We start from the raw sequence: 21,014 nt of genomic DNA, 5'->3' as shown, positions 1-21,014 counted from the left end.
TGCGCATTGTCGGGACGTCTGCCAGGATGCGTACGTGACCGATCTCGAACTGAAGTCCGATCTGCGGCGCTACCTGCAGGCCGCGCGTGAGGCCCTGGTGTGGAAGCTCGACAACCTCTCCGACTACGACGTCCGTCGCCCGCTGACGCCCACCGGCACCAACCTGCTGGGGGTGGTCAAGCACGTCGCCGGCGTGGAGGCGGGCTACCTCGGCGACGTCTTCGGCAGGCCGTTCCCGGAGGCGCTGCCGTGGATGGCGGAGGATGCCGAGCCCAACGCCGACATGTGGGCGACCGCTGACGAGTCGCGCGAGGACATCGTGCGCCTCTATCACCGGGTGTGGGCCCATTCCGACGCGACGATCGACGCGCTGGCGCTCGACGCGGCCGGCGAGGTGCCGTGGTGGGCGGAGGGGCGTCGCCGGGTGACGCTGCACCGGATCGTCACGCACATGATCGTCGAGACCAACCGGCACGCCGGGCACGCCGACATCGTCCGCGAGCTCATCGACGGGGCCGCCGGGATGCAACGGGGCAACGACAACCTGCCGCAGGGCGACCAGGCGTGGTGGGAGGCCTACCGCGGCCGGCTGGAGCAGGTGGCGCAGGAAGCGGGTCAGCGGTCCGCCAGGTGAGGTGATCGGCGAGCCGCGCGACCAGCCGGATCGGTGCCCACGTGACCATGGTGACCGGGCCCCGCCTGCTCGCCGTGCTCGCCGGCGTTCAGAGCCACAGCCACAGCGCGAGCGCGGCGGCGGCGACGAGGACGACCGAGGCGCCGGCGAGGGCCTTTCCGAGCGTGGAAGCCGGTGCCAGCCGGCCCAGGCCGGCGCGTCGGCGGTATCGCGCCATCCGGCCGTCGCCGGCGTCGTCCCGCGAGAGCATCCGGTCGAGGCCGGCCTTGACGGCGTCGGCGACGGGAGTCCCGGTCACGCCCAGCTCACGCATCGTGCCGCCGGCCATGGTGTGGAGCAGGGCCGGGGCCGTTTCCGGCGCACCGAGGGTCATGATCGCGAGCAGGAACGTCCGGGGAGGGCTGTCCAGGTCCGCCAGGATCTCCTTGATGTCGGCCGACGTCAGATAGCGGCGGTGGCCCACCCAGAGCACGTCCTGGTAACGGAGCACGCTCTCCTCGGCTGCGCAGATGGAGCTGATCGCCTCGATGAGGTAGCGGTTGCGTGCCAGCGCGTACCTGACGGCCTCCATGCCCCGCGGATCCGTGGGCAGCGCGCGGCGGTCCGCCTCGGTGATCACTATTTCCAGCACCTTGCGGTTGCGGGACCGGACGGCGACGTGGCACAGCTCGTCCTCCGACATGACGGCGAGCACCTTGTGCAGGTGCTCGGAGCCCTGGAGGTAGGCGATGAGCAACCTGCCCGACGGAGCGCTCACGGGCAGGAGCTTGCTCATCGCGGCGAGCAGCGCCGGGGAGAGGCCGTGCTCCAGGCGGCGCTGGCCGCCCAGATCGACCAGCATCTCCTCGACGTCGGCCGCGTGCATCGGCGGCACGTACAGCAGCCGCAGCAGGATCTCGAAGAAGTCGCGCACGACGGCGGAACCGCTCAGCCTCTCCGGCGGGCGGATCGGGTTCGCCCTGATGAACACGCGGTAGGTCTTGCGGTCCTGCTCGGTCACCCGGCCGCGAGCCCGCTCCGCCAGCTGCGCGTTGAGCGCGCCGAGCCGCTGCTCCTCGGCGTGCGCGATGCTCTCACGGCACTGGTGCAGCAGCTGCTCCACCGAGGGCCTCGGCTGGCGTACGACGGACTGCCCGCCGTACGCCGTGACCCGGTCGGAGGCGCGGCCACGGAGCAGCCTGGACGCCGCCGCGCGGTGGGACACGTCGTCGAAGTCGCGCGGCTCCACCATGGTGCCGAGCCACCCCACCAGGTCGCAGAGGTCGTCACCCTGATAACGCTCGAGTTCCTTCTCGTAGAGCAGCGCCTGGGGAGGGAACGACGCCGGCCGGTCATCCGCCTCCCAGGGCAGCTCCCACGCGCCGTGGGTGGGCGGCACCTCGGCGAAGGAGAGGCGGATCCGGTGCCGGGAGGCGCTGTTGGTCCAGGTCGAGACCGCCAGCGTGTGGCGGAACCCGTACGGGAGGAGTGCGGCCACGGCGTCGAGGAAGTCCAGCCGCCGGTCCGGCGAGAGGCGGCCGGCCCGCACCACGCAGACGGGCCGCCCGGTGAGCAGGAGCGCCGCCGCCCGCCGTGCCGTGCCGTTCACCTGGCCGGCGAGGTGCCGCTCGTCGTAGGTGGCGAGGGAGAGCCGGAAGGGCGCGTCGCCGGAGAAGTCCTCCTCGGCCAGCGCTTCGTACAGGGCACGGTACGACACCGTGCTCGGCCCCGCGACGACGTCCGCCCAGCGGACGCAGACGTAGTACGTCATCGCGTACGGGCGGTGGAAGCCGTCCTGGGAGTCGGGCTCTCTCTGCAGGGACAACCCCAGCCACGGCTCCCCGTCGGGGCCCGCGGCGAAGTAGCTGGTCGCCACGCGGGGCAGGGCCTTGGGCTCCATGGTGCCGGAGGTGAACGCCTTGAGCCACATGCCGAACTCGGCGTTGGAGATCGCCCCAGCGCTGCAGCGGATCACGCTGTAGTCGTCCAGGCTCTCGGGCGTCTTGCCGAGGATCGCCCAGTGGGCGGTCAGCCGTCCCATCGTCTGCTCCCGATCGCGCCGGGCCGGAGCATCTGGCCGAGCCAGAGCACGGGCTCCATGACGTTCATGGGGCGGATGGCGCCCCGGATCGTCAGCCCTCCGCCGGCGTCGTCGATGACGTTCAGGTAGTCGTCAGGGTCGAAGCGGCCGAGATCCTCGTCGATGAACAGGCCGACCGACGACGTCACGAAGTATCTGATGCGGTCCTTGTGGAAGAACGCCTCGATCAGGTCGAGGATCATCTCCGTGTTGTGGTCGTGGGCCTCGTGGCACAGCAGCCGGAAGAAGTCGCGCACGCGGTCAGGGGGCACGTGGGGGATGCGCAGCTCGTCGGTGGGATCCCGCTCCGTGAACCCTTCCTCCATCGCGATCCTCAACACCCGCGGGTCGTCGTACTTGGTGATGCAGACCGCGATGTGGTGGGGCAGCTTGCCGTCCTCGTACTCGTCGCCGACGAGCATCCGGCCGGCGACCTCGTGCAGCGCGGCGTCCAGGTGCTTGAACGCGTCGCCCACCCTGGCCTCCCGGTCGGGGTCGAACATGTAGATCAGCCCGCGGCTTTTGACGAGGCTGTCGACCAGGGCCTTCTTGTCGATGTTCGACTCCGATTCGGCGTACAGGTCGCCTCGGAGGTCGAGGAAGTCGAGCTTGATCTTCGGTGCCTTCGCCGCACGAGCCGTCCACGGCCACCACCATCGCCGGCGTGTCTCCGCCGGGCCGATGATCATCCAGCTGTAGTGGGTGAGGGCCTCGGTCGGGGCGGGGAACGTACGCGCCTGCAGCAGCGTGTTGCGGAGTTTCGCCAGTTCTGTTCGCGATACCGCGTTTTCGCCGATGAGCCTCCAGCCGGCGTCACGGGACTTGTTCAGTGCGATGCTCAGCGCCGCCAGAAAGGCGGTCTTGCCGCTGCCCGAGGCTCCCCACATCGCGATGTCGGGCTCCCGGCCGCGCTCGGGATCGCCAGGGGCGGAGTCAGTGTCGGCCACCGCTGTCCTCACTCTGGGAGACGAAGGGAAGGGAGAGCACCCCCGCGGGCTCGGTCACCAGGCCGAGCCGGACCGCGAGCTCTTCCGCGTTGACCGCGTCCACCTGGAACAACGCGGTCGAGCCGAGCCGGCGCCAGGGGGACGTGGAGGTGGCCGGCGGACTGTCGCAGATGACCGCGCTCCTCAGGCCGTGGTGCTGCTCCATCTCGCGCAGCAGCGCCAGCCAGTCGTGCCGCGCGGGACAGGCCGGCACCCGGTCGAGGCCGGATCGAGGCGGGTGCGGGGGCCGCGCCCCGATGGTGAGCAGCGCCGTGCGTGTGCTCGCCGGCTGCCGGAGCAGCCTGGTGCGCACCTCCGCGAGCATGTCCTCGATCTGGGCGGCGTTCGGGTAGGTCGGCGTGGTGGGCCGCAGGGACTCGAGGGCGGCGCGTGCCTGCGCCGTGGACGCCGACCAGGCGGCGAGGGCTGGCCGGCTCCGGTCCGCGTGCCTGGTGTCGTAGACGTGGGTGCCGTATCCCACGACGGACACCTTGAGCTGCTGGAGGTCGGGGCAGCGTTCGGCGAGGAGGTCGATGACGTAGCCGGCCCAGTGGCTGCGGGCCTCGAACTCCTCCCTCGTGCCCGCCGTCTCGATGGCGCACACCAGGTGCGCGGGCCGGGACGCGCGCTGGAGCCGCTCCGGCAGCGTGGCCACGACCTCCTCCCACGGACGTGTGTCCGGCCGGAGCCCGGGGACCTCGGGGAAGCGGACCAGGCCGGGGCGCTCCAGCACCGCCCGCAGCGCGTGCCGCCCCGGCGGGAGCGGCGCGTGGTCGGCCGACACCAGCCCCGACGGCTGGAGCGGGCCCGACCAGGCGGAGACCGCGAGCACCATGCCGCCCGCGTCGGTGCACGTGACGGTCACGTGGGCCTCGTCGCCGGGCTGCGCGCCGGCGCCGAAAAGCCGCCGGCCCACGAGTTCGAGCCTGCCGTCCTCCGCGCGTTCCCTGGCCACGATCAGGTCGTACGTCTGGCGCAGGGGCGCGCCGGCGGTCAGCTCGCCGAGCAGCTCCCCGACCTTCACCCCCGACACCTCGACGAGCCGGGCCGACGGGCGCCACTGCCGCAGCGCACGCACCGCCGCGTCCTGCTCGTGCCCGCCGGCGGAGCGCGTGATCACCACGGGATCGGTCTCGTCGGCGGAGATCAGATCGCGGGCGATCCGGAGCATCGCGTCGAAGACCTCGTCGCCTGAAGCGGTCAGGGTGGACCACTTGGCGGAGGCTCTGCGCGTGTGGTGGGCCGTGCCGACCTCGTCGGCGCGGACCTCGAAGACACGTATGCCGGCGGCGTCGATCTCCACGACGGCCAGCCGTTCCCTGAATGAGACGACCAGATCGGCGAGCTCGCCACGCAACCCGCCCTCTGCGAAATGGTGCAAGAAATCTCCCCGCCCGTTCACGACCCTGTTCGGCGACTAATCGTGTTCAGTACCAGTGGCGATATATGTAATTGGTCATCGTTTGTCCGTTTCCTGATGGTTCGAGGCGGGCTGGTGAATGAGACTTTAGCGGCCGCATTTATCCTCTTGTTATAAGTCATCGGATACCTCCGAGGAAACCTGCGCCTTCAGGCGAGGGGAGGTGGGCCCCCGCGGGGCGAGCGGCCAAGCCGAAGAGCTTGCCCGGACGTTCGGCTGCGTCCGTCGTGAGAATCCCTTTCGCTGACGAGGGGGATGATGTCAAGGTAGTCAGTGGACTACTCACGGGATAGGTTGTGCGGCGTCCTGTCCCTTTCCCCCGGGGTGGCGTGTGGTCGGTAGATGGTTGATCGTCTTGTCGGGTGCGCGTCCGGAAGTGCTGGACACGTGCAAGGGAGAGCGCGCCAGATTCCACGGCATGGGTGGCGCCATCCTGACCACGGCCTGCGTCGCCGCCATCTCCATGACGTTCGCTCTCGCCTCGGCGCTCAAGGTGTTCCCGCCGCTCGCCGTCCTCATCGGCCTCGTCTGGGGCGTGGCGATCCTGAGCCTCGACCGGTGGCTCGTCACCTCCCTGCCGGCCCAGGGCGGACGGCGCTTCTGGCTCGCCCTGCCCCGGGTGCTCCTCGCGCTGCTGCTCGGCGCCGTCATCTCCACGCCGCTGGTCCTGCAGATCTTCAAGCCCGAGATCGACGCCGAGATCGTCGACATCCAGCAGGAGCGGACCGACGCGTTCACCCGCGCGCAGCAGGCGGGCGAGACCGGCCGGCGCATCGCCGAGCTGGAGAAGTCGGCCACGGCACTGGAAGCCGTGATCGTCTCCCGCGGCGAGAGCCCGCTCGACCCGGCCGCCGACCCCCGGGTCCAGGAGCTGACCAAGTCGCGGACGCAGGCCGTGAAGCAGCGTGACAAGGCCTACCAGGAATGGCAGTGCCAGCTGTACATCGGGCCGCCCAAGTGCGCGAAGAAGGGCCGAGGTCCTCTCGCGAAGGCGGCGGAGGAGGCGTACATCACGGCCCGCGACCGGGCGAAGGACCTCGACGGGCAGATCGAGCAGCGCAGGCGGCAGCTCACCGACACTCAGAAGGCGGGGAAGGCGAGCAGGCTGACCCAGGCGGAGCAGGACCTGCGCGCCGTGCAGACCGAGCTGGACAAACTGACCGAGCAGCAGGCCGGGCTGAGAGACGGCTTCGCCGACGAGATCAAGGGATCCGACGGCCTGATGCTGCGGCTGGAGGCGCTCAGCAGGGTCTCACGGGACAACGCCACCCTCAGCACGGCGAGGCTCCTGCTGTTCCTGTTCATCCTGCTCATCGAGTGCCTGCCGATCCTCGTCAAGCTCATGCAGCGGCCGGGCAGCTACGACACGATCCTGGCGGCGCTGGAGAAACAGGAGGTCAACGACGCCATCGACCAGATCAACGAGGCTGACAGGCGGCTCGCGCGCGGCGCCCGGCGGGACGGCGCGACCCGGCCGTACACCGTGGACGAGCCGCGCACGGACGCCTTCCACGACGCCGGCACCCCGTTCCCGCCGCCGCGGCAGGAGCACAACGCGACCAGGAGCTTCGAGGACGAGGCGCTGCGCGACCTCCGGGACGACCGCGCCCCACGGACGGCCGCGACCGGCGGGCGGGCCGAATACGCCGGGCTGAACGATGATTGGTAAGCGCGTCGCCGGCCGGTTCGTCATCGAGGCGCAACTGGGCAGCGGCGGCATGGGATGGGTCTGGCGCGGCCGTGACAACAAGCTCGACCGGGTGGTGGCGCTCAAGCAGGTGCGCGCGGACGTCGGGCGCCTGCCGGAGCTGAAGGCGCGGGCCGAACGCGAGGCGCAGGCGCTGGCCAGGATCGACCACCCCGGCATCGTCCGCGTGCACGACGTGCTCGACGCCCCCGACGGCCCGTGGATCGTGATGGACTACGTCCAGGGCACCGTGCTCGGCGCGCTCATCACAAGGGCGCCGCTGTCCGAGCCCGCCGTGGTGCGCATCGGCGCCCAGGCGCTCGACGCGCTCGCCGCCGCACACGCGGTAGGCGTGCTCCACCGCGACGTGAAGCCGGACAACATCCTGATCACCGCTTCCAGCTCGGTCGTCCTGGTCGACTTCGGGATCGCCACCATCGAGGGCCACGAGCGCATCACCATGCTCGGCCACGTGGTCGGCACCCCCGACTTCATCGCCCCCGAGCGCATACGCGGCACGCCGGTGGGCCCGGCGGCCGACCTGTGGTCGCTCGGGGCCACCCTCTACACGGCCCTGGAAGGACGCCCGCCGTTCCACAAGAGCACCGAGGAGGCCACCAGGTTCGCGATCCTCACCTCGCCCCCGGACCCCATGACCAGGGCGGTCCGGCTCAAGCCGATGCTCAACCGGCTGCTCGCCAAGAGCCCGGCCAACCGGATGACCGCCGGTGAGCTGGCACGGCAGCTGGAAGGGGCCGCCAGGGGCGATCCCGGCGCCGGACCGCGGCGGCCGTCGCGTGCTTCTACGACAACGCCACCCCGGTCTTCCCGGCCTGCCAGGAAGGAGGACGCCGCACGGGCGAACGGCGGTGTTCCCGGCAGCCAAGGCGTCTCCGATGGCAGGGGCGTCTCCGGAGGCGATGGAGGTGGCGGGGGAGCGGGCGCCGGTGTGGCGGCCGGACGAGTACGCCGGACGCTGGCGGACGTCGGCGACGCGGAACGGGGTTCGATGATCCTCACCCTGCCCCCCGACGAGGCGGCGGTGCTGCTCGCCGAGCGGTGGAAACTGTTCACGACCGCCGCGGTGGAGGAGATGTGCCGCCAGGCGGCGAAGAGCGCGACGATCCTCCAGATGTTGCTCCCGTCCCGCGCGGGCTGGCTGCTGAACCAGGTGCGCGACCCGGGCCTGGTGGCGAGGGTGGTCCTGGCGATGGGCGCCCACCACCGCGGGCTCGTTCTGGGCCAGATGCACGATCGGCATTCGGCGGCGGCCATCGAGGCGATGGCCGCCGCCGACACCCGGCAGACCGGCCTCGCCGTCGCCGCGATGCAGAAGGACCCGGCGGCTCAGGCGCTGAGCCGCCTTCCGCCTGCCACGATCGCCGGGCTGCTGGCGCAGGTTCCGCCGTCCTGCCGCGGCAGCCTGGTGCCCCTGTTGCCGTCGGGGCTTCGCGAGGAGGTGGCGCGCAGACTCGCCGGCTGAGGCGGCGAAGCGTGGTGCGACCGGAGGCCGAGGCCGTGGAGGCAGCGGCCTCCGGCCGGCGGGCTCAGCCGGGCAGGTGGTTCATGGCGGAGGGGCTGTCAGGTGGGGCCAGGTCATCCAGGAGCGCGTCGATGGGCGCGACGGCGACGTCCTCGCTGGGACGGGAGAGGAAGACGTTGACGTGGTACTCACCGTCCGCTTCCTTGCCCGTGGGGTCGAGGCCCTGCTCGGCCAGTGACCGCAGGGCGAACTTCCGCTCCAGGTCGTCGGCGAACCGCCGCTGCGGGAAAGTGGCGTTGTCCAGTTGCTCCGTGATCAGACCGTGGCGGGCGAGCGTGTCGGCCACGGGGGTGAAGTCGACCGTCCGCAGGCACAAGGCGGCGAACCATGGACGGCGGTCGGGGGAGGTGCAGTCGAGCAGGCGGTCGATCGACCGGTCGGTGATGTAGCCGATGCCGCCGGTGACCGTGATGAGGTCGGCCTCGCCGACGATCTTGGCCAGCTCGGGCGACGGGTCGTTCTGCTCCAGGTTGTCGGACGCCCCCGCGTCCAGCAGGCCCACGTTCACGGCGTATTCGACGGCTGACGAGGCGGTGTCCAGCCCGATCACCCGCGGAGCGGCCCGCCGCCGGTGGCTCCGGTAAAAGCTGCGGTCTTCGTCGGCGAGCTGTTCTGGGGCCAGGTGGGCCACCTGGTCGTCAGCGTAGTGGTCGTAGAGGTGGTCGAGCGTGAGGTCGCATTTCATCAGCGCCGCGTTCACGCCGTACGAACAACACAGGTCCACGACGGTCGGTGAGTCCACGTCGAGTGCGTCGAGCACCTTGAGGAAGACGCGCTGGCCATGGTGGGGGACGGCGTAGTCCAGGCTGCCGAGGCGGTCGAAGTACGCCCGGGGGTCTGGCCGATCGTAGATGTCGTTGAAGTCGGCCTTTTCTAGCTTCCGGTCAGTGATCTGATCGTCTGCTCGCACACTCTGCCTTTCTGGGTGGCTGTGTCACTACAGGGACAAACGACCCGTTTAACGTATCACGTGTGATAAATACCGATTTAGCGGGATTTCCGCATGGCGGAAGTCGGTGCGCAGCACGCTCCCCGCCGCCCCCGGGGCCGCCCACGCGACGGGGAGCCTTACGCGGTCGCGGGGCCGGGACGGTCCAGGCCGGCGGCGAGCTCGGCGATGGCCGCGTCGCACTGCTGACCCAGCAGGGCCGTGGCGGACGCGTGGTCCTGGTTTGCGGCCTGATCGAGCCACCTGTCCAGGACGACGTGGAGCGCCGCCAGAACGGCGGCCGCGCACACGGCCGGATAGAAACCGTCGCGGCTCGGGGAATCGACGCGTTCGGCGATCGCCTCGGCGAAGGTCTTCTCCTGGGCGGCGAGCACGGCCAGTTGCTGGGGCATCAACGATGGTTCGCGCCGGATGAGCCGCAACGCCTCCATGTGGTCGTGGCTGACGGCGTCGCTCTCGTTGAGGACGATGAGCACCGCCTCGCGGAACGCCCGCAGGACCGACTCCGTGCGTGGCCGGGCCCTGAACTGGGTGATGAGCTGCTCCGCGGCGGACGACACGGGCGCCACCATGGCCTCTTCTTTGCTGGAGAAGTAGTTGAAGAAGGTCCGCAGCGCGATGTCGGCCTCGTCGGCGATCTGCTCGACCGTGACGTTCTCGACGCCGTGGCGCAGGGCCAGCCGCACGGCGGCGTCGCGGAGCGCGGCCCTGGTGGCCTGCTTCTTGCGTTCGCGGCGGCCGGGGGCCGGCGTCGCCGCGCCGGTGCGGGCGCTCACGTCATCACGGCGCGCTTGACGCTCTCGCGGAGCAGGGCGCGACGCTGCTCGTGGGCGTCGGAGGGCTCGTCGGCGGTCGCGGCGTAGACGTTGCTGACCGGCGACCAGGCCATGGACATCGCGATGACCAGGGCCATCACGTCGAACGGGTCGCCCGGTCGTACGATCCCCGCGGCCTGGGCCCCGGCGATGGCGCGCAGTTTGTGCTCGTCGACGCGGTCGGTGTCTTCGACAAGGTGACCGGCGGGGCGCCGCTCCAGGCGCGCCCAGGTGGCCAGCCGGATGAGGTCGGGGCGGCGGAGATATTCGTCGTAGAGGCGCACGGCCCAGTCGGCGAGGTCGGTGGCGTCGATCGGGACGACGTTGGTGATCCGCTCGAGCGAGCCGAAGAAGATGGCGTCGAACAACCCTTCCTTGCTGCCGAAATAGGCGTAGAGCTGCGCCTTGTTGGTGCGTGCGGCCGCCACGATCCGCTCGATGCGCGCCCCGGCGATGCCGTGCTCGGCGAACTCCCTGGTTGCCGCGTCGAGGATGCGGCCGCGCGTCGCGGCGCCGCGGGAGGTCAGGGGCTGGTCGGCCATGGCGCGAGCTTACCAAACAGAACAGTTGGTTTGCTATGCGGGCATCCCGTATGCCAGTCTGCAATAGACCGAACAGTCTGTTTATAGGAGATCCACAGATGAGGACCACAGTGGGGTGGCGCGCGGACGGCCCCGCGACGACGCTGCGTCGGGCGTCAGTCGAACGGCGCGACCTGCGCCCTGACGACATCGCGGTACGCGTGGACCACTGCGGCGTCTGCCACACCGACCTGCACGCCGTCCGCGCCCACCGCGAGGCCGGCGCGTCCGTCGTGCCCGGCCACGAGTTCACGGGCGTGGTGACCGAGATCGGGTCCGAGGTCACCCGGTTCGCCGCCGGCGACCCCGTCGCGGTCGGCAACATCGTCGACGCGTGCGGGGAGTGCGCCATGTGCCGCGCCGGCCAGGAGAACTTCTGCCACGCGTTCCCGACCCTCACCTACGGCGGCACCGACCGCCACGACGGATCGGCCACCCTGGGCGCCTACTCGCGCGAGTACGTCGTCCGCGACCGGTTCGCCTACCGGCTCCCCGCCGGCCTCGACCCCGCCGCCGCGGCTCCGCTGCTCTGCGCCGGGATCAGCGTCTGGGAGCCGCTGAGCACGCTCGGCGTGGGGCCGGGCACCCGCGTCGCCGTGGCGGGGCTGGGCGGCCTCGGCCACCTCGCGGTCAAGCTCGCCGTGGCGCTCGGCGCCGACACCACGATCATCAGCCGGTCGGCGGGCAAGGCCGGCGACGCCCGCCGGCTCGGCGCCCACGACGTCGTCGTCTCCACGGATCCGGACCGGATGGCCGCGGCGCGGGACCGGTTCGACGTCGTCATCGACACCATCCCCGCCCCGCACGACCTCGGCCCCTATCTGCGGCTGGTGGCCATGGACGGGACTCTCAACCTCGTCGGGCACCTCGGGCAGGTCACCCTTCAGGTCATGGACCTGCTCGTCGGGCGTAAGAAGCTCAGCTCCGCGGGCAGCGGCGGCCGGCCCGCGACCGCCGCCCTGCTGGATTTCTGCGCCGAGCACGGCGTCGCCGCCGACGTCGAGCTGCTCCCCTCGGCGCGCGTGAACGAGGCACTCGACCGCCTCGAACGCAACGACGTACGCTACCGCTTCGTCCTCGACATGTCTGACCTGTCCTGAACGCCGGGCGCCACACGGCGGCGCCCTCCGCGTAAGGGCAGGCGGCCGGGTGGCCGCGGTCGACCGCAGGCTCTTCGTGGAGAGGGACGAAAGTGGCCGCCTAGTTCGTCCGATCGGATGAACTCCTGCGCGACCTCGGCCTGCGCGACCTCGGCCTGCGCGACCTCGGCGTGCTCGCCGACGGCGTTCCCGCAGGGCGCCTGCCCGGCCGGGAACTGCGCCGCCGGCGCTGAGACGACAGGAGAAACGTGTGAAGCAACAGGTGGAGCAGGTCCTCGGCGCGATCGGAGCGCGGGCCTGGGCGCACGCCGTCGATCTCGACAGCGGCGAGGAGATCGGGTACGGCGAGGACGAGCTCGTGGTGCTCGCGAGCGTCTTCAAGATCCCGGTGCTGGTGGAGGTGTTCCGGCGGTTCGGCGACGGGCGGCTCGACCCCGCGGAACGGATCGACGTCCCCGTCGAGGGGCGCTCGGCAGGACCTACCGGGCTGTCCGTGATGGCCGACCCGATCGAGCTCTCGCTGCGCGACCTCGCCTACTGGATGATGAGCGTCAGCGACAACGCCGCCACGGACATCCTCGTCGGCCTTCTCGGCACCGAGGCGATCAACGCCACCCTGCGCGAGCTCGGCCTGACCACGACCCGGGTCGACGGCACGTGCGACGACATCTACCAGAGCATCTACGAGGACGTGCCGGACGACGAGGCCGACCCCGAGGTGTGGCGCGCCGCCCGCGCGGTGGATCCGGAACGGGCCCTGCAGGCAGGCACCCCCCGCGAGATCACCCGGCTGCTCGCCGCCATCTGGAACGACGAGGCGGCGCCCCCCGCGCAGTGCGCCGAGATGCGCCGCATCCTCAGCCTGCAGGCCTGGCCGCACCGCCTGCGCTCCGGGTTCACCGAGCCCGGCATGCAGGTGAGCGCCAAGACGGGCACCCTGCGCTTCTGGCGCAACGAGGTCGGCGTCGTCGAGTTCGGCGGGCGCCGGTACGCCGTCGCCGTCTTCGTACGGTCCGGCAGCCACGAATACCGCATCCCCGCCGCGGACGCCTGCGTCGGCACGGTGGGCAGGCTGGCCGTCGACCACCTGCGCGGAGCCGAGACCCGCCTGAGGCCGGGGGTCGCCGCCAGGGCGGCGACCCCCGGCGAGATCCGCGACCACGCGCGCGAGCTCGGCGCCGACATCTGGCTGCACGCGCGGGACCTGGCAAGCGGGATGACGGTGGGCGTCGGGGAGACCACCCCGGTGGTCACCGCGTCGGTGCTCAAGGTGCCGGTCGCCCTCGAACTGGCCCGCCAGTCGGTGGCCGGCGCGATCGACCTCTCCGAGCGGGTCACCGTGCCGCCGGGCGGTGTGCCGTCACCGTACGGTCTGTCGGTGCACCGCGACCACGCCGTCGTGTCGTACCGCGATCTCGCCCATCTGATGATCGTGATCAGCGACAACGTGGCCACCGACCTCGTCATCGACCGGGTCGGCAAGGACCGGGTGGCGGCGCTGCTCGCCGAGCTCGGTCTCACCGCGACGGCCGTGCCGCAGAACTGCGCGGAGATCCTGGCCTCCCTCGCGGAGGACCTCGGGATCGGCTACCGCGACGACGAGCGGGAACTGGCCGAGGTGCCGCTGGAGAGCCTCCAGGCGCTGCGGGCGCTGGTGCCCGAGGAGACCTGCAGGACGACGCCCGAGGAGATCACCCGGTTGCTGGCCGGGATCTGGCGCGACGAGGCGGCCGCGCCCGAGGCCTGCGCGCTGGTCCGCGGCTGGATGGGCGACCAGATCTGGCCACACCGGCTGACCAGCGGGTTCCCCGGAGACGGCATCGTGATCAGCGGCAAGACGGGCACCCTCCCGCTGGTCCGCAACGAGGTCGGTGTGGTCGAGTTCGCCGACGGCGGCACGTGCGCCGTGGGCGTCTTCACCCGTGCCGACGACCCCGCACCCAACGCCCCCCACCTCGACGCGCTGATCGGCTGGGCGGCGGCCAACGCCGTCGCCCAGTTGCGCGGCGAGCGTCCCTGACCTGGCATCCGGCCTCTGGGTGAGGCCGGGTCAGTCCCATCGGAAGAACGCGGCCGAGACGGCGCCGCCGACGAGGACCGTCACGGACAGACTCATCAGATGGAGGGGCTCGATGGGGGTGCCCGCCCAGGCGTCCGACAGGACCTCGACGGTGGCGCCGAACGGGAGCCATTCGCCCGCCGTCGCCAGCGCCTCGGGAAGGGTCTCACGGCTGCCGAACAGCCCGCCGAGGGCGCCGATGCCGAAGAAGGCGACGAGCCCGATCGCCACGGCCGAGTTCGGCGTCGGGGCGACGGCGGCCACGATCATGCCGACGGCGTACATCGCCGCGGTCGCGAGCAGGAGAAGGCCGAGCGCCGTGACGAGACGCACGGGGAGGTTGGCGTCGAACACGAGCACGGCCACGGCGAGCGCCACCCCGATGCCGATGATCGTCTGCAGCGCGCTCACCACCGCCTGGGCGATCAACACCATGGCCGGCGAGGCAGGCGTGACCGACAGGCGGCGCAGGATCCCGGCACGCCGGTAGTACGCCAGGAAGCTGGGCATGTTGACGACGCCGATGGTGGCGATGACGATGGTCAGCACCAGGGGCAGGACGTAGACGTCCAGCACGGTGCGGCCGTTCACCACCACCTCGTCGCCGGCCGCCGAGGCGTTCATCACGAGGATCAGCAGCGGCAGCCCGATGGGCACGACGAGGCCGGCCGTGTCACGGACGACCATCTTGGCCTCGCACCGGACGAGTGTCAGCCAGGATCCCAGGCCGGGACGGCGGGTGTCGACGGTCATGAGGTCTCCTCCGGCCGTGATCCCGTAAGGGTGACGAACGCGTCGTCGAGGTTCGCGGCTCCCGTCCGGGCGACCAGTCCGGCGGGCGTGTCGAGCGCCACGAGGCGGCCGGCGTCGAGGAGGGCCACCCGATCGCAGAGCCGCTCCACCTCCTCCATCGCGTGACTCACGAGCAGAACCGTGACCCGCTCGTCGCGCAGCCGCTCGACCGCGGCCCACATCCGCCGGCGCGTACGCGGGTCCAGCCCGGTCGTGAGCTCGTCGAGGATCACGACGCGGGGCCGCCCGACGAGGGCCACGGCGATGGAGAGCCGCTGCTGCTGGCCGCCGGAGAGCTTCTCGAAGCGGGTCGTACGCCGGTCGGTCAGCTCGACGAGCTCCAGGACCTCCTCGACGGGTCTCGGATGCGGGTAGAAGCTGTGGAACAAGCCGATGAGCTCGGAGACCGTCAGCGCGTGGTGGAGCTGGGCCTCCTGGAGCTGCACCCCCAGCACCTGGCGGAGCCTCGCGCGATCGCGCCCAGGATCGAGGCCGAGCACCCGGACACGTCCGCTGTCAGGCGTCCGCAGCCCGGCGATCATCTCCACCGTGGTGGTCTTGCCGGCCCCGTTGCCGCCGAGGATGCCGAGGATCTCGCCCGTCCGGACGCGCAGGCTCACATCGTCGACCGCCACCGTGCCGCCGTAGCGTTTGCGGAGGTTCGCGGCGTCCACCGCTGTGTCCGTCATATCTGTCTCTTCCATGCGGCGACGTTAGGCGGGCCCGGTGGGCGCGCGCCTGTGCCGAAGGTCAGGGCCCGCGCCCATGACTTTCGGCACCCCAGGACGGAGGCGGGCCCGCGTTAGGGTGAGGCCATGCGTCGACTCGGGCCGGAGGAGTGGTCGGGGCTGGCGATGTTCGTCGTGTCGGTCGTGGCCGGCGGTCCGGTCCTGGTCGGCGCGGCCGCGACGGCCATTCCCCGGGTCTTGTGGATCGTGTTGTTCGCGGTGTTCATCGTGGCCGTCCTCGTCGCCGGCGGCTCGGGCCGTCCGCGGCCGGTCCGGCACGTGGCGTTCGCGGTGGCGGTCGTGGCGGCGTGGGCCGTGGTGGTGTCCGCGCCGCAATGGAACCTCCTGCCGATCCTGCTGGTGATCGTCGCCGCGATGAGCGTCCATGTCGTGCCCCCGTGGGCCGGCTTCGTCGTGGTGGGGCTCAACACCGTGGTGCTCACCTTGACCGCGGCATGGCGCTCCATGGACGCCGCGGAGACGGCCCTCGGCATCGGCTTCTACGTGCTCATCCAGGCGGCTACGCTGCTGAGCTCGCTGGTGACCATGCGGGAGCAGCACATGCGGCGTGAGCTGACCGAGGCGCACGTCGGGCTCCAGGCGGCGAGCGTGCTGCTGTCGGAGTCGGCGCGCACCGCCGAACGGCTCCGGATCTCCCGCGATCTGCACGACCTCATCGGCCACCAGCTGACCGTGCTCACCCTGGAGCTGGAGGCGGCGCGTCACCGCGACGGGCAGCGGGCCAGGGAGCACGTCGAGCGGGCCAACCGGGTGGCGCGCGACCTGCTGGGCGACGTACGCGCCACCGTCGGCCGGCTGCGCACCGAGTCGTCCGACCTCACGGAGGCTCTGCGGCAGGTCGTGCGTGATCTGCCGGGCCTCGAGGTGTCGATCGAGGTCGCGCCCGAGGTGCAGGCAGGTGAGGAGCAGATCGCGGCGCTCGTACGGGCCGTGCAGGAGATCGTCACCAACACGATCAGGCATGCCGGCGCCCGCGAACTCTGGATCGAGGTCGAGCCCGACGGCGACGCGGTGCGGCTGACCGCCGTGGACGACGGTCGTGGCGCGGCCGATCCGGTGCTCGGCAACGGGCTGCGCGGGCTGGTCGAGCGGTTCGAGGCGCTCGGCGGCGAGGTCAGCATCGATGGCCGGAGCGGGTTCCGGGTCACGGCTCAGGTGCCGGCGTCGTGACCCGGGTCGTGGTGGTCGACGACCAGACGCTCGTCCGTCAGGGGATCCGCAGCCTGCTGGAGGTCGCCGGCGTCGAGGTGGCCGGCGAGGCCGACGACGGGCTGGCGGCGATCGAGGTCATCGTCGCGGCCGGGCCGGACGTGGTGTTGCTGGATCTGAGAATGCCACGGTACGACGGGATCTGGACACTCGAACGCCTCCGTGAGCGAGGCATCGAGACGCCGGTCCTCGTGCTGACGACCTTCAACGACGACACGCTCGTGTTGCAGGCGCTCCGGGCGGGCGCGCGCGGCTACCTGCTCAAGGACGTGACCTTGGAGCAGCTGACCAGGGCGGTGCGCACCCTGGCCGACGGCGGCACACTTGTCGCGCCGTCGATCACCGACCGGCTGCTGCGCGCGATCCGCTCCGGCCCCCCACCGGCCGGCGGCGACGCGGCGCCGGCGCAGGAGCTCACCGAGCGCGAGCTCGAAGTGTTGCGGCTGGTGGCCGAGGGCTACGCCAACCGTGAGATCGCCAGGGCGTTGTTCCTGGCCGAGGGCACGGTGAAGAACCACGTGTCCGCGATCCTGCTCAAGCTCGACGCCCGCGATCGCACCAACGCCGTGTTGCGCGCCCTGCACGAAGGCATCCTGCGCTGACGGGTTGTCGGTGACCGATCTCGGCACATGATCGCGACAAAAAGAAATAAATCAGGCGCGTTGTGAGATTGGGGTCTTGACCTCTGCGTGGGCCGTCTCGTACTTTCCTTGTACTCCAAATATATCGAGGGTATACGGATGACCTTGACCGGACGGACAAAGACTGAGCAGGCGTACCACGTGCTGCGAAGGGCGATCGTCACGGGCGACCTCGTCGAGGATCTGCCCCTGGACGACGCGATGCTCTCGACCCGCTACGGGTTCGGGCGCACCCCCATCAGGGAGGCGCTCAAAAAGCTGGCCGACGAGCAGTTCATCAACTACCCGCCGCACCGCACCCCTTACGTGCGCGGGATCCGGGTCAGGGATCTGTCCAGGCTGTACGAGGCGCGCCACCTCCTGGAGGAGCCGGTGGCGCGGCTGGCGGCCAGGCGCGCCACCCCCGCGCAGCTCGACGAGCTGGAACGGATCTGCGATCGCATCGACGACGAGATCGCGGCCAGCCAGCCGTACGGGGCCATCGAGTACGACCACCAGTTCCACCTGGAGATCGCGAAGTCGACCGACAACCCGTTCCTGGCCGAAGCGGTGAACCGGCTCAACTGCGGATCTCTGCGGATCTGGTATCTGGCCCACAGCACGCTCGGCATGGAGAACACCAACGAGGACCACCGGGCGATCCAGGCCGCGCTCAAGGAGAAGGATCCGGACAAGTCAGAGGCACTGGTGCGGCAGCACATCGACAAGTCGTACGCACGGCAGATGGCGCTGCAGCAGCTCGACCCCGTGATCCCCGCTCCGTCGCCGGCCTCGTCGCCGCAAGGAGAACCACCATGAAGTTGAAGCCGCTGGCCGGCGGGCTGCTCGCTATCACGCTGGCCACGGTGGCGGGCTGTTCCGGTAGCTCCAGCACCCCCACCAACGACGCGCCCGACTCAGGAACCATCACCGTCAAGGGATATTCGGGAATCTTCGAGGACGTCTTCAAGACGTCCGTCATCGAGCCGTTCCAGAAGAAGCACCCGAAGATCAAGGTCAACTTCGTAGGCTCGGCCAACTCCGCCGAGAACCTGGCGTCACTGCGCGCCGCGAGGAACAGTCCGGACACCGACGTCTCCATCATGGACGTCTCCACCTCCGGCACCGGCAACAAGTCCGAGGTGTTCCAGCCGCTCGACCCGGCCAAGGTGCCGAACATGAAGGACATCGACCCCCGGGGCAAGGTCGAGGGCAACTTCGGCCCCGCGCTGACGTTCGACAGCCTCGTCCTCCTCTACAACGACTCCGTCACCCCCGCCCCCACCACGTGGGACGCCCTGTGGGACCCCAAGTACAAGGGCAAGGTCGTGGTGCCGGCACAGCCCGACATCCAGGGCACCGGCCTCATGCTCATCGAGAACGCCAAGGCGGGCGGCGACTACACCAAGTCCGTCGACCAGGGCATCGCCCGGCTCAAGCAGCTGGCGCCGAACGTGCAGACATGGGCGCCGCAGCCCGACTCGTACACGCTCGTGCAGTCGGGGACCGCGGCGCTGGCCGTCGGCTGGAACGCCCGCGGCCAGTACTACGCCGACGAGAGCAAGGGCAAGCTGAAAGTGGCCATCGTGGACGAGCAGACCATCTTCCAGATCAACACCATCAACCTGGTGAAGGACTCGCCGTCCCCGGCCGCCGCGCAGACGTTCATCAACTACACGCTGAGCCCCGAGTCGCAGGAGGCCTTCACCGAGGCCATGTTCTACGCGCCCACCAACACCAAGGCGAAGCCGAGCGAGGAGGCGCTGAAGCGCACCTCGCTCGACCCGGCGAAGACCGCCGAGATCCTGCAGGTCGACTGGACACAGGTGGCCGCCAACCGCGAGAAGTGGACGCAGTTGTGGCGCCGCGAGATCCTGGCGAACTGAGGCGGCGCGATGTCCTTCCTCCAGCTCGACGACATCGTCAAGACATATCCCGGGACGGAGCGCCCCAGCGTCGCGGACTTCACGCTCGGCATCGACCGGGGCGAGTTCGTCTCCCTGCTGGGCCCTTCCGGGTGCGGTAAGACGACGACCCTGCGGATGATCGCCGGTCTCATCGAGGCGACCTCGGGCCGCATCCACCTGGACGGCAAGGAACTGACCAGGACCCCCGTCCACCAGCGCGGCATGGGCCTGGTCTTCCAGAACTACGCGCTCTTCCCCCACCTGAACGTCGCGCGCAACGTCGCCTTCGGCCTGGAGATGCGCCGCACCTCCAAGGCGGAGGCCAAGCGACGGGTCGAGGAGGCGCTCGACCTGGTCAGGCTGGGTCATCTGAGCGGCCGCCGCATCAAGCAGCTCTCCGGTGGCCAGCAGCAGCGGGTGGCGCTCGCCCGTGCCCTGGTCATCGAGCCGTCGGTGCTGCTGCTCGACGAGCCGCTGTCCAACCTGGACGCCAAACTGCGCGACACCATGCGCGAGGAGATCCGGTCGATCCAGCGCAAGCTGGGCATCACCACCGTCTTCGTCACCCACGACCAGGACGAGGCGCTGGCCGTGTCCGACCGCATCGTCGTCATGTCGGAGGGCGTCATCGAGCAGGTCGGCACGCCCGAGCAGATCTACGAGCATCCCGCCAACCGGTTCGTCGCCAATTTCATCGGCCGCGCCAACCTCTTCGACGCCGAGATCACGCACACCGCGAACGGCGTCGCGGAGCTCGACGTGGCCGGGCTCGGGCAGCTGCGGGCCGTGGACGACCACGGCGCGAAGGGGCCCGCGACGGTGCTGGTCCGCCCGCACCGCATGCAGGTGAGCAAGGCTGCGGCCGACGACGCCCACGGCACGGTCGAGACGGTCGTCTACGTGGGCGACTCCATCGAGTACGACGTGCGGGTCGGGGACGCCACCGTGTCCGTCCAGTCGGTGGCCGGCGCGGCGGAGCGTCTCGAACGCGGCGCTAGCGTGCGGCTGTCCTGGCAGACCGAGGACGCCCTGGTACTGACATGAGTGCGAAGACCCGCTCCGCCCGGCTGACCGTGCTGGGCCTGACGGTGCCCGGGCTGCTCGGCCTGGCCGTCTCCTTCGTGCTGCCGCTGGCCTGGCTCCTGCGGATGAGCTTCAACCGCGGGGACTCCACCGGGTTCATCGAGGAGACGTTCACCCTCGACTCGTACGCGCAGTTCGTCGGGGACTCCTACTACTGGGACATGGCGTGGGAGACCACGCTGCTGGGCCTAGGCGTCACGGTGCTGACGATCCTGGTGTCGTATCCGATCGCGTTGTTCCTGGTCAGGACCGAGTCCAGGTTTAAGGGCATCCTGGTGGCGCTGGCCGTCGCGCCGCTGCTGACGAGCTCGGTCGTCCGTACGTACGGCTGGCTCGTCCTGCTCGGCAACCAGGGTGTGGTGAACCAGGCGCTCATGGGCGCGGGTTTGGTCGACCAGCCGCTCGCGCTGATCAACAACCGGCTCGGCGTGTACATCGCGCTCGTCGAGATCATGATGCCGTACATGATCCTCTGCCTGCTCGCGGGCTTCGGCCGGTTCAACCCCGAGCTCGAGCACGCGGCGCAGAGCCTCGGAGCCAACCGCTGGCGCACCTTCTGGCGGATCGTGTGGCCGCTCAGCATGCCCGGGGTGCTGACCGGGGCGCTGCTGGTGTTCGTGCTGACGATCAGCTCGTTCGTCACGCCGCGGCTGGTGGGCGGCGGGAAGGTCTTCTACCTGGCGACCGAGATCTACGACCAGGCGACGGCGACGCTCAACTGGCCGTTCGCCGCGGCGATCGCGTTCATCCTGCTCGCGCTCTTCGCCGTCGTCATCGTCATCTACCAGCGGGCGCTGCGGCGCATCGAGGCCCAGTAGGGG

19 protein-coding genes are annotated in these 21,014 nt (G+C 70.5%); 11 read left to right on the top strand and 8 right to left on the bottom strand.

Features of this window, described 5'->3' with window-relative positions:
- Window positions 1-34: 34 nt before the first annotated feature.
- Window positions 35-634 (top strand): DinB family protein, encoded by a 600-nt coding sequence (locus tag E1294_RS11805; RefSeq protein ID WP_132507736.1) that lies wholly within the window; start codon window positions 35-37, stop codon window positions 632-634.
- An 88-nt stretch (window positions 635-722) separates the two neighbouring features.
- Here E1294_RS11805 and E1294_RS11800 read toward each other — a convergent pair whose 3' ends face one another.
- Genes E1294_RS11800 through E1294_RS11790 form a run of 3 tightly spaced genes read right to left on the bottom strand, consistent with a single transcriptional unit; the run spans window position 723 to window position 5,060 of the window.
- Complete coding sequence (locus E1294_RS11800; RefSeq protein ID WP_132507734.1) at window positions 723-2,654, bottom strand: hypothetical protein; 1,932 nt, start codon at window positions 2,652-2,654, stop codon at window positions 723-725.
- Complete coding sequence (locus E1294_RS11795) at window positions 2,642-3,640, bottom strand: hypothetical protein (RefSeq protein WP_132507732.1); 999 nt, start codon at window positions 3,638-3,640, stop codon at window positions 2,642-2,644. The genes E1294_RS11800 and E1294_RS11795 overlap by 13 nt, the downstream gene beginning before the upstream one ends.
- Entirely contained in the window at window positions 3,627-5,060 is a 1,434-nt protein-coding gene (locus E1294_RS11790; protein ID WP_132507730.1) for a hypothetical protein, read from the bottom strand. Before E1294_RS11790 ends, E1294_RS11795 begins: the two co-directional genes overlap by 14 nt.
- Window positions 5,061-5,430: 370 nt before the next feature.
- Here E1294_RS11790 and E1294_RS11785 point away from each other — a divergent pair, with 370 nt between their 5' ends.
- Window positions 5,431-6,768 (top strand): DUF4407 domain-containing protein, encoded by a 1,338-nt coding sequence (locus E1294_RS11785; protein ID WP_342775045.1) that lies wholly within the window; start codon window positions 5,431-5,433, stop codon window positions 6,766-6,768.
- Window positions 6,758-8,269, top strand: coding sequence for a protein kinase domain-containing protein (locus tag E1294_RS11780; protein ID WP_132507726.1), 1,512 nt, complete (start codon window positions 6,758-6,760; stop codon window positions 8,267-8,269). Before E1294_RS11785 ends, E1294_RS11780 begins: the two co-directional genes overlap by 11 nt.
- A gap of 64 nt (window positions 8,270-8,333) precedes the next feature.
- On the opposite strand, the gene E1294_RS11775 is transcribed toward E1294_RS11780, so the two are convergent.
- The 3 genes from E1294_RS11775 to E1294_RS11765 all read right to left on the bottom strand — a co-directional run bounded on the left by E1294_RS11775 (window position 8,334) and on the right by E1294_RS11765 (window position 10,635).
- On the bottom strand, window positions 8,334-9,239 hold the full coding sequence (locus E1294_RS11775) for a class I SAM-dependent methyltransferase (RefSeq protein WP_220447687.1): 906 nt from the start codon (window positions 9,237-9,239) through the stop codon (window positions 8,334-8,336).
- 158 nt (window positions 9,240-9,397) lie between these two features.
- A complete protein-coding gene (locus tag E1294_RS11770; RefSeq protein ID WP_132507724.1) occupies window positions 9,398-10,054 on the bottom strand; it encodes a TetR/AcrR family transcriptional regulator in 657 nt (218 codons plus the stop codon).
- Window positions 10,051-10,635, bottom strand: a complete 585-nt coding sequence (locus tag E1294_RS11765; RefSeq protein WP_132507722.1) for a TetR/AcrR family transcriptional regulator — start codon at window positions 10,633-10,635, stop codon at window positions 10,051-10,053. The genes E1294_RS11770 and E1294_RS11765 overlap by 4 nt, the downstream gene beginning before the upstream one ends.
- 98 nt (window positions 10,636-10,733) lie before the next feature.
- On the opposite strand from E1294_RS11765, the gene E1294_RS11760 reads away from it, so the two are divergent.
- Both E1294_RS11760 and E1294_RS55670 read left to right on the top strand, forming a co-directional pair.
- The gene (locus tag E1294_RS11760) at window positions 10,734-11,774 is read left to right on the top strand and encodes an NAD(P)-dependent alcohol dehydrogenase (RefSeq protein ID WP_132507720.1); all 1,041 of its coding nucleotides are present in this window, start codon (window positions 10,734-10,736) and stop codon (window positions 11,772-11,774) included.
- A 250-nt stretch (window positions 11,775-12,024) separates the two neighbouring features.
- A complete protein-coding gene (locus E1294_RS55670; protein WP_246082953.1) occupies window positions 12,025-13,794 on the top strand; it encodes a serine hydrolase in 1,770 nt (589 codons plus the stop codon).
- A 30-nt stretch (window positions 13,795-13,824) separates the two neighbouring features.
- Here the strand turns inward: E1294_RS55670 and E1294_RS11745 are convergent, their stop codons facing one another.
- Both E1294_RS11745 and E1294_RS11740 read right to left on the bottom strand, forming a co-directional pair.
- Window positions 13,825-14,586: an ABC transporter permease gene (locus E1294_RS11745; RefSeq protein ID WP_132507718.1), complete on the bottom strand. Its 762-nt coding sequence runs from the start codon at window positions 14,584-14,586 to the stop codon at window positions 13,825-13,827.
- Complete coding sequence (locus E1294_RS11740; protein WP_246082952.1) at window positions 14,583-15,329, bottom strand: ABC transporter ATP-binding protein; 747 nt, start codon at window positions 15,327-15,329, stop codon at window positions 14,583-14,585. The genes E1294_RS11745 and E1294_RS11740 overlap by 4 nt, the downstream gene beginning before the upstream one ends.
- 111 nt (window positions 15,330-15,440) lie before the next feature.
- Here E1294_RS11740 and E1294_RS11735 point away from each other — a divergent pair, with 111 nt between their 5' ends.
- From E1294_RS11735 to E1294_RS11710, 6 genes are all read left to right on the top strand, one after another.
- Window positions 15,441-16,544 (top strand): sensor histidine kinase, encoded by a 1,104-nt coding sequence (locus E1294_RS11735; RefSeq protein ID WP_220447686.1) that lies wholly within the window; start codon window positions 15,441-15,443, stop codon window positions 16,542-16,544.
- On the top strand, window positions 16,541-17,185 hold the full coding sequence (locus E1294_RS11730) for a response regulator (RefSeq protein ID WP_132507716.1): 645 nt from the start codon (window positions 16,541-16,543) through the stop codon (window positions 17,183-17,185). The genes E1294_RS11735 and E1294_RS11730 overlap by 4 nt, the downstream gene beginning before the upstream one ends.
- Window positions 17,186-17,329: 144 nt before the next feature.
- Window positions 17,330-18,022 carry a GntR family transcriptional regulator gene (locus E1294_RS11725; RefSeq protein ID WP_165977237.1) on the top strand — a complete coding sequence of 231 codons (693 nt, stop codon included), beginning with the start codon at window positions 17,330-17,332 and terminating at the stop codon, window positions 18,020-18,022.
- Complete coding sequence (locus tag E1294_RS11720) at window positions 18,019-19,089, top strand: ABC transporter substrate-binding protein (protein WP_132507712.1); 1,071 nt, start codon at window positions 18,019-18,021, stop codon at window positions 19,087-19,089. The genes E1294_RS11725 and E1294_RS11720 overlap by 4 nt, the downstream gene beginning before the upstream one ends.
- Window positions 19,090-19,098: 9 nt before the next feature.
- Window positions 19,099-20,154 (top strand): ABC transporter ATP-binding protein, encoded by a 1,056-nt coding sequence (locus E1294_RS11715; RefSeq protein ID WP_132507710.1) that lies wholly within the window; start codon window positions 19,099-19,101, stop codon window positions 20,152-20,154.
- Window positions 20,151-21,011, top strand: coding sequence for an ABC transporter permease (locus E1294_RS11710; protein ID WP_132507708.1), 861 nt, complete (start codon window positions 20,151-20,153; stop codon window positions 21,009-21,011). The genes E1294_RS11715 and E1294_RS11710 overlap by 4 nt, the downstream gene beginning before the upstream one ends.
- Window positions 21,012-21,014 lie beyond the last annotated feature (3 nt).

The organism is Nonomuraea diastatica, assembly GCF_004349015.1.
Lineage (GTDB): Bacteria > Actinomycetota > Actinomycetes > Streptosporangiales > Streptosporangiaceae > Nonomuraea > Nonomuraea diastatica.
This window is presented reverse-complemented; position numbering and strand designations above follow the sequence as displayed.

Bases quoted from the DNA above. Each gene is read 5' to 3' on its own strand.
- E1294_RS11735 (WP_220447686.1), top strand. From the start codon at position 15,441: ATGCGTCGACTCGGGCCGGAGGAGTGGTCGGGGCTGGCGATGTTCGTC.
- E1294_RS11715 (WP_132507710.1), top strand. From the start codon at position 19,099: ATGTCCTTCCTCCAGCTCGACGACATCGTCAAGACATATCCCGGGACG.
- E1294_RS11760 (WP_132507720.1), top strand. From the start codon at position 10,734: ATGAGGACCACAGTGGGGTGGCGCGCGGACGGCCCCGCGACGACGCTG.
- E1294_RS11710 (WP_132507708.1), top strand. From the start codon at position 20,151: ATGAGTGCGAAGACCCGCTCCGCCCGGCTGACCGTGCTGGGCCTGACG.
- E1294_RS11745 (WP_132507718.1), bottom strand. From the start codon at position 14,586: ATGACCGTCGACACCCGCCGTCCCGGCCTGGGATCCTGGCTGACACTC.
- E1294_RS11720 (WP_132507712.1), top strand. From the start codon at position 18,019: ATGAAGTTGAAGCCGCTGGCCGGCGGGCTGCTCGCTATCACGCTGGCC.
- E1294_RS11740 (WP_246082952.1), bottom strand. From the start codon at position 15,329: ATGGAAGAGACAGATATGACGGACACAGCGGTGGACGCCGCGAACCTC.
- E1294_RS11800 (WP_132507734.1), bottom strand. From the start codon at position 2,654: ATGGGACGGCTGACCGCCCACTGGGCGATCCTCGGCAAGACGCCCGAG.
- E1294_RS11765 (WP_132507722.1), bottom strand. From the start codon at position 10,635: ATGGCCGACCAGCCCCTGACCTCCCGCGGCGCCGCGACGCGCGGCCGC.
- E1294_RS11780 (WP_132507726.1), top strand. From the start codon at position 6,758: ATGATTGGTAAGCGCGTCGCCGGCCGGTTCGTCATCGAGGCGCAACTG.